Here is a 14485-nt window from a genome sequence, read left to right as displayed (position 1 = left end):
TTACGGTCGATCAAACGAATTCTTTGATCCCCCGCCCAATTCTGTCTTCTGGCGTTGTGCAAATTTCCCCCATCGGTCAGAGTGAAAATCGTCGGTCGCTATCTGATTGACGTTTCTCTGGCACGCGGCTTGCTTTACTTCCTGCACCGGCCGTGTCCGGATTTTAGTTAGGCCTTAGTTTGACCTCCATTAAATCAATCAAATTGATTTAATAAATCGCAAAAATCATCGCAGCGTTACTGGAGAGAAACAATGAAAAGTCGATTCACCCTACGCCTTAGCGTCGGCCTTATCGCCCTGATAGCCGCCGCTGGCTCGGCTTCGGCCGCTAAGACACAGATCAATGCGCTGTTTATGACCCAGGCGGCCTATAGCGAAAATGATATCCGCGCCATGACCAGCGACTTCGAAAAACAGCATCCTGATATTAGCGTTAACCTGGAGTTTGTACCGTATGAGGCGCTGCACGACAAGATTGTTGCGGCGCGCGGCGCGGGCAGTAATGGCTATGACGTGGTGCTGTTTGATGCTATCTGGCCGGCCGAGTTTACTAAGTTCGATCTGCTACAAGATGTCTCAAGCCGCATTGCCAAAGAGGAACGCGCTAAAATTTTCCCCGGCGCGCTAAAGACGGTGGTTTACCAGGGTAAAACGCTGGGCATGCCGTGGATCCTCGACACCAAGTATCTCTACTACAACAAAGCCATGCTGCAAAAAGCCGGTATCAGCCAGCCGCCGCAAACCTGGCAACAGGTATTGGATGATGCCCAGCAAATTAAGGCCAAAAATATTGTGAAGTATCCACTGGTGTGGAGCTGGTCGCAATCAGAGGCGTTGATTTGCGATTACACCACGCTAGTTTCCGGTAATGGCGGGCAGTTCTACCAAAACGGTAAGCTCAACTTCACTAACCCCGCTTCGCTGAATGCGGTCACGCTGATGAAGACCTCGTTGGACAAAGGGCTCACTAATCCGGCTTCCCGCGAATATCTTGAGGAGGATGTGCGCAAAGCGTTCTCTAATGGCGACGCGGCCTTTGCCCTGAACTGGACCTATATGTACAACATGGCTAACGATCCGAAACAGAGCAAAGTGGCAGGCGATGTCGGTATCGTTCCGGCACCGGGCGACGCGCCGGGCAAAGTGGGCGCGGTCAATGGTTCAATGGGGTTGGGTATCGCCAAAACTAGCCAGCACGCTGAACAGTCCTGGCAATATATCAGTTATATGACCTCGCAGCCGGTACAGAATAAGTACGCCAAACTGAGCTTGCCGATCTGGAAATCCTCTTATGACGATCCGGCGGTGTCGAAAGGGCAGGAATCCTTACTGGCTGCGGCGAAAAAATCGTTGGATGTGATGCTCTCCCGGCCGGAAACCGCTGACTATTCGCGCTTGTCGAATACGTTGCAGCAACAGCTTCAGCAGATTCTGCAGGGGCAGGAGACGCCGGAAGCCGGTTTACAGGCGGCGGATAAGAGCGCGGCGCGCCTGCGTTAAGGAATAGCGATGCTGAGTTTGCAACAACGCGAGCATCGACAGGCATGGGTGCTATTAGCACCCATGCTGGTGGTGATGTTTCTGCTGACCGCCTGGCCGTTGGGCCGCACTATCTGGCTAAGTTTCACCGATGCCGCGCTAATTGGTAGCGGCGGCGCGCCGGGTTACGTTGGGCTGGAAAACTATCTCTATGCGCTAACCGATCCTGATTTTCAGGCCTCTATTCTGCGCACCTTGTGGTTTACCGTGGTCTCGGTCGCGATAGAAGGGGTGATTGGTGTACTGGTGGCTCTGCTGCTTAATCAACGTTTCTATGGCCGCAATATCCTGCGGGTGTTGGTGATTTTGCCGTGGGCGCTGCCGACCATCGTGAACGCCATGATGTGGCGGCTTAACTTCAATCCGGATTACGGCAGCGTTAACGCCCTGTTGACGCAATTAGGGATTATTGACGGTTATCGAAGCTGGCTCGGCTCGCCCGACTCCGCGCTTAATGCCGTCATGTTGGCGGATATTTGGAAAAACTATCCGTTAGTGACCCTGTTGGTGCTGGCGGCGTTACAGTCGATTCCGGACGATCTGTTTGAAGCTGCGCGGCTGGATGGCGCCTCGGCCTGGCGACGTTTCCGCGCCATCACTTTTCCGGCGATTGTCGCACCGCTCAGCGTGGCGTTAGTGCTACGCACCATCGATGCGTTTAAAATTTTCGACATCATTTATGTGATGACGCGCGGCGGCCCGGTGGATAGCACGAAAACGCTGAGCTTTTTTGTCTATCAAGAGTCATTCAGCTATTTACGCGCCGGTAGCGGCGCCGCTTACGCCATTTTGATGGCGCTAATGTGCGGGGTATTAATCACGCTGTATATGATTATGCTGCTGCGCCAGCGTCGACGGAGTACCGCCAATGAAACGTAACCTTCGTACTGTGCTGCGGTATGCCGCCGCGCTGCTGGTGGCGGCCAGTATCCTCGGACCGATGCTGTGGCTATTTTTAATGAGCGTCAGTTCGACCAGCGATTTAACCCGCGTGCCGTTAGAGTGGCTACCGCGTCAGTGGGATTTCAGCCGCTACCTGCGCTTGGTTTCTCTCCAGCCGGATGAGCCCGGCGCACTGTTTTTGCATGCCTTGTGGAACAGCGTACTGGTCGCCTGCGGCGCCACGCTCATTTCGTTACTGCTAGCGATTCCGGCGGCATTCAGCTTCTCGCGTTATCCGGGGCGCGACGGCTGGCTATTCGGCAGCCTGGCTATCTACATGGTGCCGCCAGTCGCGTTTGTGCTGCCGCTGTATTTTGTTTTGCAGCAGGTGGGCTTGTTGAACACCCATCTCGGCCTGGTGCTGGTGTATTGCTCGCTGATTTTGCCGTTTCTCACCTGGATGCTGAAAAACCAGTTTGACGCTCTGCCGCGTGATATTGAACAGGCGGCGCGTCTTGACGGGCTGCGCTTCTGGCAGGTGCTGCTGCGTATCACGTTACCGCTCGCGAAACCCATGCTGGGCGCCTCGGCGCTGTTTGGCTGGTTGCTGGCATGGGATGAGTTTTTCTACGCGCTGCTGTTCACCAGCAACATCGAGGCACAAACCTTACCGGTGACCATTGCCGGTTTCACCGCCGGACGCGCCACCGATGACGGATTAATCGCCGCGGTGGGTATTCTCGCTTCCGTTCCACCGCTCTTTATCGCCATCTGGTTGCAGAAAACGCTGGTCAGCGGGCTCGCCAGTGGCGGCAGTAAGGGATAAGCATGGACAGAATCCTTAACGCCACGCTGTACGTGGCGGGCAACATTAATGTCGATCTGATTATGAGTACACTCGCGCATTGGCCGCAGCCGGGTACTGAAACCATGCTTGAGCATAGCGAACTGCGCCCCGGCGGCTCGGCGGGGAACTGTGCGCTGGCGCTGGCGGCGATGCATGTGCCGCACCGCGCGGTGGCGAATCAGGGAAGTGATGGTTTTACTGACTGGCTGGCCGGTTACTTTCCGCATAGTGCGGCAGCCTGGCCGCGTTATGCTTGTGAAAGCTCGCTGACGGTTGGCGTTACGCACCCCGATAAAGAGCGTTCATTCATCAGCAATCAGGGGCATATTGTGCGCCTGACCGCCGAGGATGTCCTTCATCAACTTCCCGCCGCCGCACAGCCCGGCGACATCGTTCTGTTGTGCGGCACCTTCCTTTGTACCACGCTGTTTGCCGCCTATCCGCACCTGTTAGCTACCTTGCAACAACGCGGTTTTCTCGTGGCGGTGGATACCGGCTGGCCGCCGCAAGGCTGGAGCGCCACGCTGCGGCAACAACTGATGGTCTGGCTACCGCATTGCGATTATCTGTTATTAAACCAGGTCGAAACGCTAGGCTTCGCCGACCAACCCACGCTGGATGCCTCGGCGGCGTGGCTGGCGGAACGGTTAAGCGGGCGCGGCGGCTGTGTCGTTAAGTGCGGCGAGCAAGGGGCGCATTTCTGGACGCGTCAACGCCAACTTCACGCGGCGGCGCGCAATATTGAGGTGATCGACACTATCGGTGCTGGCGACAGTTTTAACGCCGGTTTCCTTAGCGCAGTGCTGTGCGGCGAATCGCATGATGCGGCGTTGCAATGGGGGATTGAAGTCGCCGCGCACGCGATCAGTAGCTCGCCGCGTCGCTATCCTGACTGGCAAACATTACAACAACGTATACAGGAGAGCTGAGCCATGGCCAGCGTAGAACTGATTAAGGTAGCCAAGCGCTATGGCAAACAAACGGTACTGCAACCGTTGGATCTCACCATTCCCGACGGCAGCTTTACCGTGTTGGTCGGCCCGTCTGGCTGTGGTAAATCCACCCTGTTGCGCTTACTGGCCGGTTTAGAAAGCCTGTCAGAAGGCGAAATCCTGCTGGATAAAAAGGCAATTAATAATCTCGACCCGGCGGATCGTGATATTGCGATGGTGTTTCAAAGCTATGCGCTGTATCCCCATCTTACGGTGGCGGAAAACCTCGCGTTTCATATGCAGGTCAAAAAGGTGAAGCGCGAAGAGCAGCAAAGCAAAATTGCGCGCATTGCCGGCATTCTCGGCATTGATAAGCTGCTGAATCGCTATCCGCGTGCGCTCTCTGGCGGCCAGCGGCAGCGCGTGGCAATGGGGCGCGCGATGGTGCGTAATCCGCAGGTTTTCCTGTTCGATGAACCGCTCTCTAACCTTGATGCGCAACTGCGCATGGAACTGCGGGCGGAGATTAAGTCACTACACCAGCGTTTTAAAACCACCATGGTGTATGTCACGCACGATCAGGTGGAAGCGATGACGCTGGCGGACAAAATTGTGGTGATGCGCGATGGCGTGATTGTGCAGCAAGGCGCGCCGTTAGCGATTTATGACCGGCCCGCCAACACTTTTGTGGCGCGGTTTATCGGTTCGCCGCCGATGAACCTGTTAGCGGGGCGGATCGAATCGCGCGACGGTCAGTTTGGTGTACTGTGCCACCAGCAGTGGTTTGCATTACCGGATAAGTGGCAGACGGCAGCGCAAGCGCAGGGCGAGCGTCCGGTAACGATGGGGCTGCGTCCACACGATATTCTGCTGGCGGAAGAGGGGATGCAGGCCACGGTTAATGTGCTTGAGGTGACCGGTGAATCGACCTTACTGCATGTGGATTGGCAGGGTGATGCGCTGCATGTGCAAACCGTTGGGCGGGTTGATACCCAGCCCGGCGCCCGGCTGGCGCTGGCGGTTCGTGCGGAGAAGATCCATCTGTTTGACGCGCAAAGCGGTGAACGGTTGGTTGATTAACTCGCAGCCGGTTAGTCGATGGCTCATGTTCGCCAACAATTTCGGCTACAGTTAATTTTTCCGCCGCGTTATGGCGCAAATAACACCGAAACGAGGATGAACATGAGCCAGTTTTTTATGAATCAAAAACACGACCTGGTGAATGAGGCGATAGAAGGGGCGCTATTGAGTACGCCGTACCATAACCTGAGCCTGTTGGAGGCCGAGGCAGGCGTGCGGGTCGTGGTGCGTAATGATCAAGACAAAAGTAAGGTGGCGCTGATTTCCGGCGGCGGTTCCGGCCATGAACCGGCGCATGTTGGGTTTGTCGGGAAGGGGATGCTGACGGCGGCGGTCTGCGGCGATATTTTCGCCTCGCCGAGTGTCGATGCGGTACTGACAGCGATTATCAATGTTACCGGCGAAGCGGGTTGCCTGCTGATTGTGAAAAACTATACCGGCGATCGGCTCAATTTTGGTCTGGCGGCGGAAAAAGCGAAACAGCGCGGTCTGAAAGTAGAACTGGTCACGGTGCAGGATGATATTGCCCTGCCGGATAACCCACAGCCGCGCGGCATTGCCGGTACCGCGCTGGTGCATAAAATTGCCGGTTATGCGGCGGAACAGGGCAACGCATTGGAAGAGGTGGCGCAATTGGCGCAGCAGGCGATTGAGGCGACCGCCAGTATCGGCCTTGCTTTCTCTACCTGCCATATTCCCGGCGAAACGCGTGACGATCGGGTGGCTGACGGGCACAGCGAACTGGGGATGGGCATTCATGGCGAACCGGGCGCCTCGACGCTCCCAACGCAAAACAGTCGCGAAATCGTTGAGATCTTGTCGAAAAAATTACATCAGCAGCTACCCAACGGTAAAAAAGCCGCGCTGCTGGTGAATAACCTCGGTGGCTTTTCGATGCTGGAGATGGCGGTGTTAACGCGCGAAACGCTGGATTCGCCGCTGGGTAAAAACCTTAGCCACCTTATTGGCCCGGCGACATTGGTCAGCGCGCTGGATATGAAGGGCTTTTCGCTTTCCACATTAGTCCTGAATGAGACGTTTATCCGCGCGCTACAGGCCCCGGTGGAGGCGAGCGGTTGGCAACCATTGGTGGAGATTAAACCGCTGTCGCGGCGCAAAGGCGAAAAGGCTGCGCAAACGCCAGCGGCTGAGCCTTCAGCCAATCCGCAGGTCGGGCAGGTGGTCGATACGGTGTGTCAGACCTTGATCGACCTCGAAGGCGAGTTGAATAAGCTGGATGCGAAGGTGGGCGATGGCGATACCGGTTCAACATTCGCGGCAGGCGCGCGCAAAATTCTCGCGGAAAACCAAGCGAAAAAACTGCCGCTGAACCAACTCGATCGGCTTCTGACTTTAGTGGGCGAACGGCTGGCGGTGGTGATGGGCGGCTCCAGCGGTGTATTGATGTCGATTTTGTTTACCTCCGCCGGACAAAAGCTGGCTGACGGTGAGGCGTTACCGCAGGCCTTGCGGTACGGCCTGGAGCGCATGAAGCATTACGGCGGCGCGCAGCCAGGCGATCGGACCATGATTGACGCGCTGGAACCGGCGCTGACGGCGTTAACTGAAGGTAAGGGATTGGCGGCAGCAGCAGACGCCGCGCGACACGGCGCGGAAGCGACCGCCGCGATGACAGCGGCGAAAGCCGGGCGCTCGTCCTATTTGAATCAGCAAAGCCTTGATGGCGTGAAAGATCCCGGCGCGTATGCGGTTGAGCAGGTTTTTGCCCACCTGAAATAAGCTCTCTTCCCCGCCCGCTCTGGCGGGGAAGTTGCGTTATTCCACGATCGACGCCTCTTGCGGTTCAGTATTTAAGATTTGCTCAAAACTGCGTAGACGTTTGTAGATAGACATCAATTCCACTAACGTTGACCATGACGAAATCAGGTACTGGAAGGAGCCGCGGACTTGATCAAATACATTGGTGATCTGCTGGAGCAGGCCCAGCGTGATAGTACCGGCGATAATCGATGGAAACAGGACAAACAGGCCGAAAACATTATCGACCTGCAAATAGAGAATGCGGGTGATATTGAAATAAAGGTAGTGGAAATAGAGGCGAAAATAGTTAAACCGCACGCGGTGAAACAGTTCCGCCACCGTCACCGGTTCGGCGCGATGGGCGTTATCTTCGCCATACACCAGCTCTTTACGATAGGCCGCTTCGACACGCTGATTGCGGAACTCAAGACCGGGTAATTTTATCCCCACCATGGCCAATAACGCGGTACCAAATAACGACCAAAGCAGCGCGGCAATCACTAACGCATAAGGAATATTGCCGAGGATCGGCACGCTTTGGACATGTTTCGACAAGGCGATTAAGACCGGTAAAAACGCAACTAAGGTCATAATCGCTTGAATTAGGCTAACGCCCCAATCTTCCAGCGTGCTGGAAAAACGCATGGTATCTTCCTGCACACGCTGTGCCGCGCCCTCAACGTTACGCAAACGCTGCCAGTGTGCCATGTAATAGTTGTTCATGGCGGTACGCCAGCGGAAAACCCAGTGGCTGATAAAAAAAGCGTTCAACACGCCAATCACCACCGCGATCACCGCAATGCCAAGAAACGCCAACACTTGTTGATAAAACACCTCGATCTTCACCGAACCTGCTTTGGTCAGCGCGCGCTGGATGAGATCGTAAAACGGGCCGTACCAGGCATTGATCGCCACGCCGACATGCACATCAAACCAAGTGACAAACACAATTAACGCTGAGCCTAACACCGACCAACGCTGCCACGGATGCGGGCTTAACGTAAACCAGGCGGTGGCAAACAACGCAACGGTCAGCGCAAAGTAAGCGTAAAACCACAACTCGGAAGGCTGAATAAAGCGCCAGGCGTTAGTCGGCAAGGGTTTGTTGGCATAGGCCGCCAGGCTGTGAAAATGGAAAATTAACCCACTGCCTGCGCCAAACCAGAACAGTATTGCGATAAGGCTCCAGATAGCTGCCGTGCTGAAAAATAACCCGGGACGGGGAAAGAAAGACGTAAACATAGGCACTCCGCTGTCATTATCCTTCATATATAGCGCTAATAACTGTTTCTAGTCTGTGGTGTGATGTGTCCGGGCGTTACAAAGTCGCCCGCCGGGCTGGTTAGATAATTGTTAAGGAATTAGTGTGGTTTTGTTTTGGCACGCTAAATATTTCCGCTGATTGCTGTTACAATGCCGGAAAAAGTTACCGGTAACAAACTCTGTAACCATCATTATCGCCGGTGATCACCCAACGCTATTCTCATCTGATTTCGCGCACCGGCAGTACGCGCGTTAAGGCAAGGCAATGTCGACTGAAAAAACGGGCAACTCACGCAGAGATTTTCTGCTGAAAACCATCACTCTGGCGCCCGCTGTGGCGTTAAGCGGCGCGGGCCTCGGCTCGCTGGCCGTCTCCCGACCCGCGCAAGCGGCAGAACATCCATTGGCAGAGGCGCAAGCGGCGCGGGATTACCAACCCACCTGGTTTACCGCCGAAGAGTTTGCCTTTCTGCAAGCCGCCAGCGCACGGCTGATTCCCGCCGATGAACGTGGGCCAGGCGCGCTGGAAGCCGGCGTGCCGGAGTTTATCGATCGTCAAATGAATACGCCATACGCCACCGGCGCCAACTGGTATATGCAAGGCCCCTTCGATCCCGATGCGATGGCCGAACTGGGCTATCAATTGCCGTTAGTTCCCCAACAAATTTATCGTTTGGGGATTGCTGAGGCAGACAGCATTGCGCAACAGCAACATGGCAAAGCTTTCGCCGCCCTGACCGGCGAGCAGCAAGATACCCTGCTGACGGCGATGGAGAAGGGGAGCGTGACGTTTAGGCAGTTACCTGCGGCAGTGTTTTTCGCCTTTCTGTTGCAAAACACCCGTGAGGGTTTTTTCAGCGATCCATTGCATGGCGGTAACCAGAACATGGTGGGCTGGAAGCTGATTGGCTTCCCCGGCGCGCGCGCTGATTTTATGGATTGGGTAGAGCGGGGAGAACGGTATCCGTTCCCGCCGGTATCAATTCGTGGGGAGAGGGCGTAACCATGGCGAAGGTAATGAAAAAAGTCGATGCGGTTATTGTGGGGTTCGGCTGGGCCGGTTCGATCATGGCTAAAGAGTTGACCGAGGCCGGTTTGAATGTGGTGGCGCTGGAACGTGGGCCGCATCGCGATACTTACCCGGATGGCGCGTATCCGCAGGTGATTGATGAATTGACCTATAACATCCGCAAAAAGCTGTTCCAGGATCTGTCAAAAAGCACCGTGACCATCCGCCACAACGCTGCGCAAACCGCACAGCCTTATCGGCAACTTGCCGCCTTTTTACCGGGTACCGGAACCGGCGGCGCCGGGCTGCACTGGTCTGGCGTGCATTTTCGCGTCGACCCGATTGAGCTACGGATGCGTAGCCATTATGAAGAGCGTTACGGCAAAAAATTTATCCCCGAAGGAATGACCATTCAGGACTTCGGCGTGAGCTACGCCGAGCTGGAGCCGTTCTTTGATCAGGCGGAGAAGGTATTTGGTACTTCTGGCTCGGCCTGGAGCATTAACGGTAAGGTGGTTGGCGAAGGGAAAGGTAACCCGTTCGCGCCGGATCGCTCGCATGATTTCCTGCTCCCGGCGCAAAAACGCACCTTCTCCGCCCAGCTCTTTGCCAGCGCCGCCGAATCGGTTGGCTACCATCCTTACGATTTACCGTCGGCGAATACCTCTGGCCCTTATACCAACCCCTATGGCGCACAAATGGGGCCGTGTAACTTCTGCGGCTACTGTAGCGGTTACGCCTGTTACATGTACTCCAAAGCCTCGCCAAACGTGAATATTTGGCCGGCGCTGCGTCAGGAACCCAAATTCGAACTGCGCGATAATGCGCATGTGTTGCGGGTGAATCTGACCGAGGATAAAAAACGCGCGACCGGCGTCACCTATGTCGATGCGCAAGGGCGGCAGCTTGAACAGCCAGCGGATTTGGTGATTTTGTCGGCATTCCAGTTCCATAATGTGCATCTGATGCTGTTATCCGGCATCGGCCAGCCGTATAACCCGGTCACCAATGAAGGCGTGGTGGGGCGTAATTTCGCCTACCAGAACATCTCCACCATCAAGGCGTTTTTTGATAAAGACGTCTTTACTAATCCCTTTATTGGCGCGGGCGGCGCAGGTGTTGGCGTGGATGATTTCAATGCCGATAACTTTGACCACGGTAAATACGGCTTTGTCGGCGGCTCGCCGTTTTGGGTAAACCAGGCGGGTGTGAAACCGATTTCCGGCCTGCCGACCGCGCCAGGCACGCCGAAGTGGGGCAGCCAATGGAAAGCGGCAATCGCCGACAGTTATACCCACCATGTGTCGATGGATGCGCATGGCGCGCATCAATCTTATCGCGCCAACTACCTCGATCTCGATCCGAACTATAAAGATGTTTATGGCCAGCCGCTGTTACGGATGACTTTCGACTGGCAGGAGAACGACATCAAAATGTCGCAATTTATGCATCAGAAAATGCATAAAATCGCCGAAGCGATGAACCCGAAGCTGATCTCTGGCGCGCCAAAACAGGCGGGAACGCATTTTGATACCACCGTTTACCAGACCACCCATATGAACGGTGGCGCGATCATGGGCGAAGATCCGAAAACCAGTGCGATAAACCGCTATTTGCAAAGCTGGGATGTGCCGAACGTATTTGTACCCGGCGCATCGGCATTCCCGCAGGGGCTGGGCTACAACCCGACCGGGATGGTGGCGGCGCTAACCTTTTGGTCGGCGAAGGCCATTCGCGAGCGCTACCTGAAAAACCCCGGCCCGCTGGTACAGGCATAAGGAGAATACCCATGAAACAAGGATTATTGGCCTTGCTACTGAGCGTCGTCGCCGGTTATGCCTCGGCGGAGGATCACACTGGCGCGGCGTTAATTCAGCGCGGCGAATACTTAGCACGGGCGGGAGATTGTGTGGCTTGCCACACCGCGCCATCCGGGCAAGCCTTTGCTGGCGGTTTGCCGATGGCGACGCCGATTGGCACCGTGTATAGCACCAATATCACGCCGGATAAGCAAACCGGTATTGGGGATTATAGCTACGATGATTTCCAGAAGGCGGTGCGCCACGGCGTGGCAAAAAACGGCGATACGCTCTATCCGGCGATGCCTTATCCCTCGTATGCGGTGGTGAGTGATGAGGATATGCACGCGCTGTACGCCTATTTTATGCATGGTGTGCAACCGGTCGTGCATCCGAATCGCGATAGCGATATTCCCTGGCCGTTATCCATGCGTTGGCCGCTGGCTATCTGGCGCGGGGTGTTTGCTCCGGACGTGCAGGCCTTTACGCCGCATTCTGGTGAAGATCCGCAGTTAGCGCGCGGCCGTTATTTGGTGGAGGGTCTAGGCCACTGTGGCGCATGCCATACGCCACGTAGCATTACGCTACAGGAGAAGGCGCTCAATGATGATCAAGGCAGCGATTTTCTCGCGGGCAGTAGCGCCCCGGTCGATGGCTGGACGGCGAACAATCTACGTGGCGATAGTCGTGATGGGCTGGGGCGTTGGAGTGAAGACGATCTGGCGCAATTTCTGCGTACCGGTCGCAATAAAAATACCGCAGTATTTGGCGGTATGAGCGACGTGGTCGAACACAGTTTGCAGCATCTGAGTGAGGAGGATATTAAAGCGATTGCGGCGTATCTGAAATCGCTGGGTGCGAAAGATCCTGATCAGACTGGCTTTAGCGCAGATGATAAAGTCGCGAAAGCGTTATGGGCAGGAGACGATAGCAAAGCGGGCGCGGCAGGGTATGTTGATAGCTGCGCGGCCTGCCATAAAACCGACGGCAGCGGTTATACGCGTTTCTTCCCGGCGCTGCGTGGTAACCCGGTGGTATTGGCGGACGATCCGACTTCGTTGATTCATATCGTGCTGACCGGGGCAACTTTGCCGGGCGTGAAAGGCGCGCCAACCGCGATCACTATGCCAGGGTTTGGCTGGCGGATGAATGATCGTCAGGTGGCGGATGTGGTGAATTTTATCCGTACCAGTTGGGGAAATAGCGCGGCGAAAAGCGTGACGGCGAAGCAGGTTGCCGAGGTGCGTAAGCAGGTGGCTGATAAGCAGGGTAGTGTGGATATTGAGACGTTATCCGCCGGGCGTTGAAGCCAGGTACGTGGGGATGGCCGGTTATACCGGGCCTCCCCATCAAGCGGGTTGATTAAAGCCTTAGGCAGGACAACATCTGTCCTGCTGCCTCCGGTACGATTTTTTCATCGATACCCCGTTTTACTCAGGACAAGGTGATTATTGGTTTCATCACGTCCCAGATAAAAAGCGGGCGTTACCACGCCAGGTTTTTCCCAGCGTTCTTCTCCGTCAACGATAGAGACGGGGCGGTAACCAAGCGTCTGGAGATATTTCCTCAGTAAAGCAGGGTCGGGATGACCGGAATAGACAATACTGCTGATTTGGGGCTTTCCGCCATCCTGTGCCTGAAACAGAAAATACACGTCATCCGTAACTCGCGGTGCGTTGCGAATATCCGCGTCAGTATAAAAGTAGTACGCCCACAGGTTGCTCTTCTGGAAACCCGAGCGTTTCTCAGCGACACGCTGCATGCTGCAATCAATCAACATAAAGCTAATGAAACCCACGATGCATAGCAGCGTTATGCGTTTAAAGCTTTTCAATCCAGAGTCACTCCGCCAAATTTGTTGACCACACTGGCACGATCAATTACCTGAACAATACCAGAGTTAAAGTCATTAAAGGGGGTAACGGTGGTCATAAATTGCGGAAGTTGCCCTTTATAAGGTACATGCCTACTAGTTTTATTTAATGGATCGGGAAATAGTAATGGTCTGAAACCTCTATTTTTAAAGCTACCGATTGGACCATAATAGTCCCAGCGTCTGAGCGCCGCTTCACGGCTAACAGGTTTTAAAAAATTCCAGTAATTACCCGGACGGATTGCTTTATAAAAACCCAAAAGATCGGAAACAAGCTCCTCGCCACTGAAGCCACTATCGGTGAACCAGCTAAAAAAAGACATATCTTGCCAATTTTCGAATGCGCGCGCGGTTTGCATCAGCATTGCCAGCATGATGCTATGGCGTTCTGATAAAGACCGTCCGCGTTTTATATTCCAGCGAACGTAGCGGCCTGTAGAAATACGCCCATACGACATGGTTTGTTCATAGCGGATTAAATAATAAGAAGAAGCGCTTGCTTCACCAACACTCATCAAATTCAAGGTGTTAATGATGTCATCACCTCTGGCATGGCCTAAATCTATCCAGCCAAGATTCTCCGTGTATATCAGCCCATTACGAATTCCACTATCAAACTTATAGGCAATTGGATCAATAATATCTTCGCGTTTACTCATTGCAATTCCTTGCTTGCGACTCCATATTGAAAGTAGATTAATTTATTTTTGAATAGTTGTCTCTATTTTATTATCTCAATTTCTCATGCTAAAAAATATCTAATAAAAAATTAGTAGGCATTGAGATTATTTATTAACTGTTTCTATAACGGAATGCGGTAAGATTATTTTTGATAATCAATATCGGCTTATTAATATGCTAATTATATATTCGAATATAATTAGCAAATAACTACCTGAAATCATTCGAGTTGCAGGAAGGCAGAAATGCATGGCCTCCCCATCAAGCGGATTTTGTGGCTCCAAAGGAGCCAGAAAGTGGCGGCGGGTTATCCGCCGGTAACAGAGAGAGGGGGCCAAACCTTTACGACAAAAAATCATCCCGCTGCGGCGTAAAAGTATCCAACAACGTACCCGGCTCCAGACACACACAACCGTGCACCACATTCGGTGCTTTATATAAGGTATCGCCCGGCCCAACCTCTTTCGTTACGCCATCAATGGTGAAGGCAAACCGTCCGGAAAGGACGTAGGTTAACTGCTCGTGGGGATGATGGTGCAGCGGCCCGACCGCGTCTTTCTCAAAGTTAACCTCTACCGCCATCATCCCACCGCCGTGTGCCAGAATTCGCCGCGTGACGCCATTACCCAGATCTTGCAGAGTGGTTGTTTGCTTAAAGATAAACATAGTGCCTCCCGTTAATTATCACCGTCCGGACAACGCAGGCTAATGCCAGGTTAACCCACCGTTTTGTGAATCGATTCACATCATTTTGCACAATTCAGAGAGGCACAATAGCCGCTTTTCGCTAAAATGAAACGACGTTTCATTAAAAACTGA

13 protein-coding genes are annotated in these 14485 nt (G+C 54.2%); 9 read left to right on the top strand and 4 right to left on the bottom strand.

The annotated features are described in order from the left end of the window. Positions 1 to 252: 252 nt before the first annotated feature. The 6 genes from PMPD1_RS20130 to PMPD1_RS20105 all read left to right on the top strand — a co-directional run bounded on the left by PMPD1_RS20130 (position 253) and on the right by PMPD1_RS20105 (position 7020). The gene (locus tag PMPD1_RS20130) at positions 253 to 1500 is read left to right on the top strand and encodes an extracellular solute-binding protein (protein WP_173635718.1); all 1248 of its coding nucleotides are present in this window, start codon (positions 253 to 255) and stop codon (positions 1498 to 1500) included. Positions 1501 to 1509: 9 nt separating this feature from the next. Next, complete coding sequence (locus PMPD1_RS20125) at positions 1510 to 2418, top strand: carbohydrate ABC transporter permease (RefSeq protein ID WP_173635717.1); 909 nt, start codon at positions 1510 to 1512, stop codon at positions 2416 to 2418. Then, entirely contained in the window at positions 2408 to 3247 is an 840-nt protein-coding gene (locus PMPD1_RS20120; RefSeq protein WP_173635716.1) for a carbohydrate ABC transporter permease, read from the top strand. Before PMPD1_RS20125 ends, PMPD1_RS20120 begins: the two co-directional genes overlap by 11 nt. 2 nt (positions 3248 to 3249) lie before the next feature. Next, positions 3250 to 4197, top strand: coding sequence for a carbohydrate kinase family protein (locus tag PMPD1_RS20115; protein ID WP_173635715.1), 948 nt, complete (start codon positions 3250 to 3252; stop codon positions 4195 to 4197). A 3-nt stretch (positions 4198 to 4200) separates the two neighbouring features. Then, positions 4201 to 5280, top strand: coding sequence for an ABC transporter ATP-binding protein (locus tag PMPD1_RS20110; protein ID WP_173635714.1), 1080 nt, complete (start codon positions 4201 to 4203; stop codon positions 5278 to 5280). A 102-nt stretch (positions 5281 to 5382) separates the two neighbouring features. After that, positions 5383 to 7020, top strand: coding sequence for a dihydroxyacetone kinase subunit DhaK (locus PMPD1_RS20105; RefSeq protein ID WP_173635713.1), 1638 nt, complete (start codon positions 5383 to 5385; stop codon positions 7018 to 7020). Positions 7021 to 7056: 36 nt separating this feature from the next. On the opposite strand, the gene sbmA is transcribed toward PMPD1_RS20105, so the two are convergent. Continuing rightward, the gene (gene sbmA / locus PMPD1_RS20100) at positions 7057 to 8283 is read right to left on the bottom strand and encodes a peptide antibiotic transporter SbmA (protein ID WP_173635712.1); all 1227 of its coding nucleotides are present in this window, start codon (positions 8281 to 8283) and stop codon (positions 7057 to 7059) included. Positions 8284 to 8569: 286 nt separating this feature from the next. Here sbmA and PMPD1_RS20095 point away from each other — a divergent pair, with 286 nt between their 5' ends. From PMPD1_RS20095 to PMPD1_RS20085, 3 genes are read left to right on the top strand one after another with little or no spacing between them, the layout of a single operon-like run. Beyond that, the gene (locus PMPD1_RS20095) at positions 8570 to 9307 is read left to right on the top strand and encodes a gluconate 2-dehydrogenase subunit 3 family protein (protein ID WP_173635711.1); all 738 of its coding nucleotides are present in this window, start codon (positions 8570 to 8572) and stop codon (positions 9305 to 9307) included. A 2-nt stretch (positions 9308 to 9309) separates the two neighbouring features. Beyond that, entirely contained in the window at positions 9310 to 11091 is a 1782-nt protein-coding gene (locus PMPD1_RS20090; protein WP_173635710.1) for a GMC family oxidoreductase, read from the top strand. Between the two features lie 11 nt (positions 11092 to 11102). After that, positions 11103 to 12419: a c-type cytochrome gene (locus PMPD1_RS20085; protein ID WP_173635709.1), complete on the top strand. Its 1317-nt coding sequence runs from the start codon at positions 11103 to 11105 to the stop codon at positions 12417 to 12419. A gap of 107 nt (positions 12420 to 12526) precedes the next feature. Here the strand turns inward: PMPD1_RS20085 and PMPD1_RS20080 are convergent, their stop codons facing one another. The 3 genes from PMPD1_RS20080 to PMPD1_RS20070 form a co-directional block, all read right to left on the bottom strand. After that, the gene (locus PMPD1_RS20080; protein ID WP_354292704.1) at positions 12527 to 12874 is read right to left on the bottom strand and encodes a hypothetical protein; all 348 of its coding nucleotides are present in this window, start codon (positions 12872 to 12874) and stop codon (positions 12527 to 12529) included. A gap of 68 nt (positions 12875 to 12942) precedes the next feature. Continuing rightward, positions 12943 to 13644: a hypothetical protein gene (locus PMPD1_RS20075; protein WP_173635707.1), complete on the bottom strand. Its 702-nt coding sequence runs from the start codon at positions 13642 to 13644 to the stop codon at positions 12943 to 12945. 364 nt (positions 13645 to 14008) lie between these two features. Beyond that, positions 14009 to 14332, bottom strand: a complete 324-nt coding sequence (locus tag PMPD1_RS20070) for a cupin domain-containing protein (protein ID WP_173635706.1) — start codon at positions 14330 to 14332, stop codon at positions 14009 to 14011. Positions 14333 to 14485 lie beyond the last annotated feature (153 nt).

The organism is Paramixta manurensis, from assembly GCF_013285385.1.
Taxonomy (GTDB): Bacteria; Pseudomonadota; Gammaproteobacteria; order Enterobacterales; family Enterobacteriaceae; genus Paramixta; species Paramixta manurensis.
The sequence above is the reverse complement of the archived record's forward strand: the minus strand, read 5'-3'. Positions and strand labels throughout refer to the sequence as shown.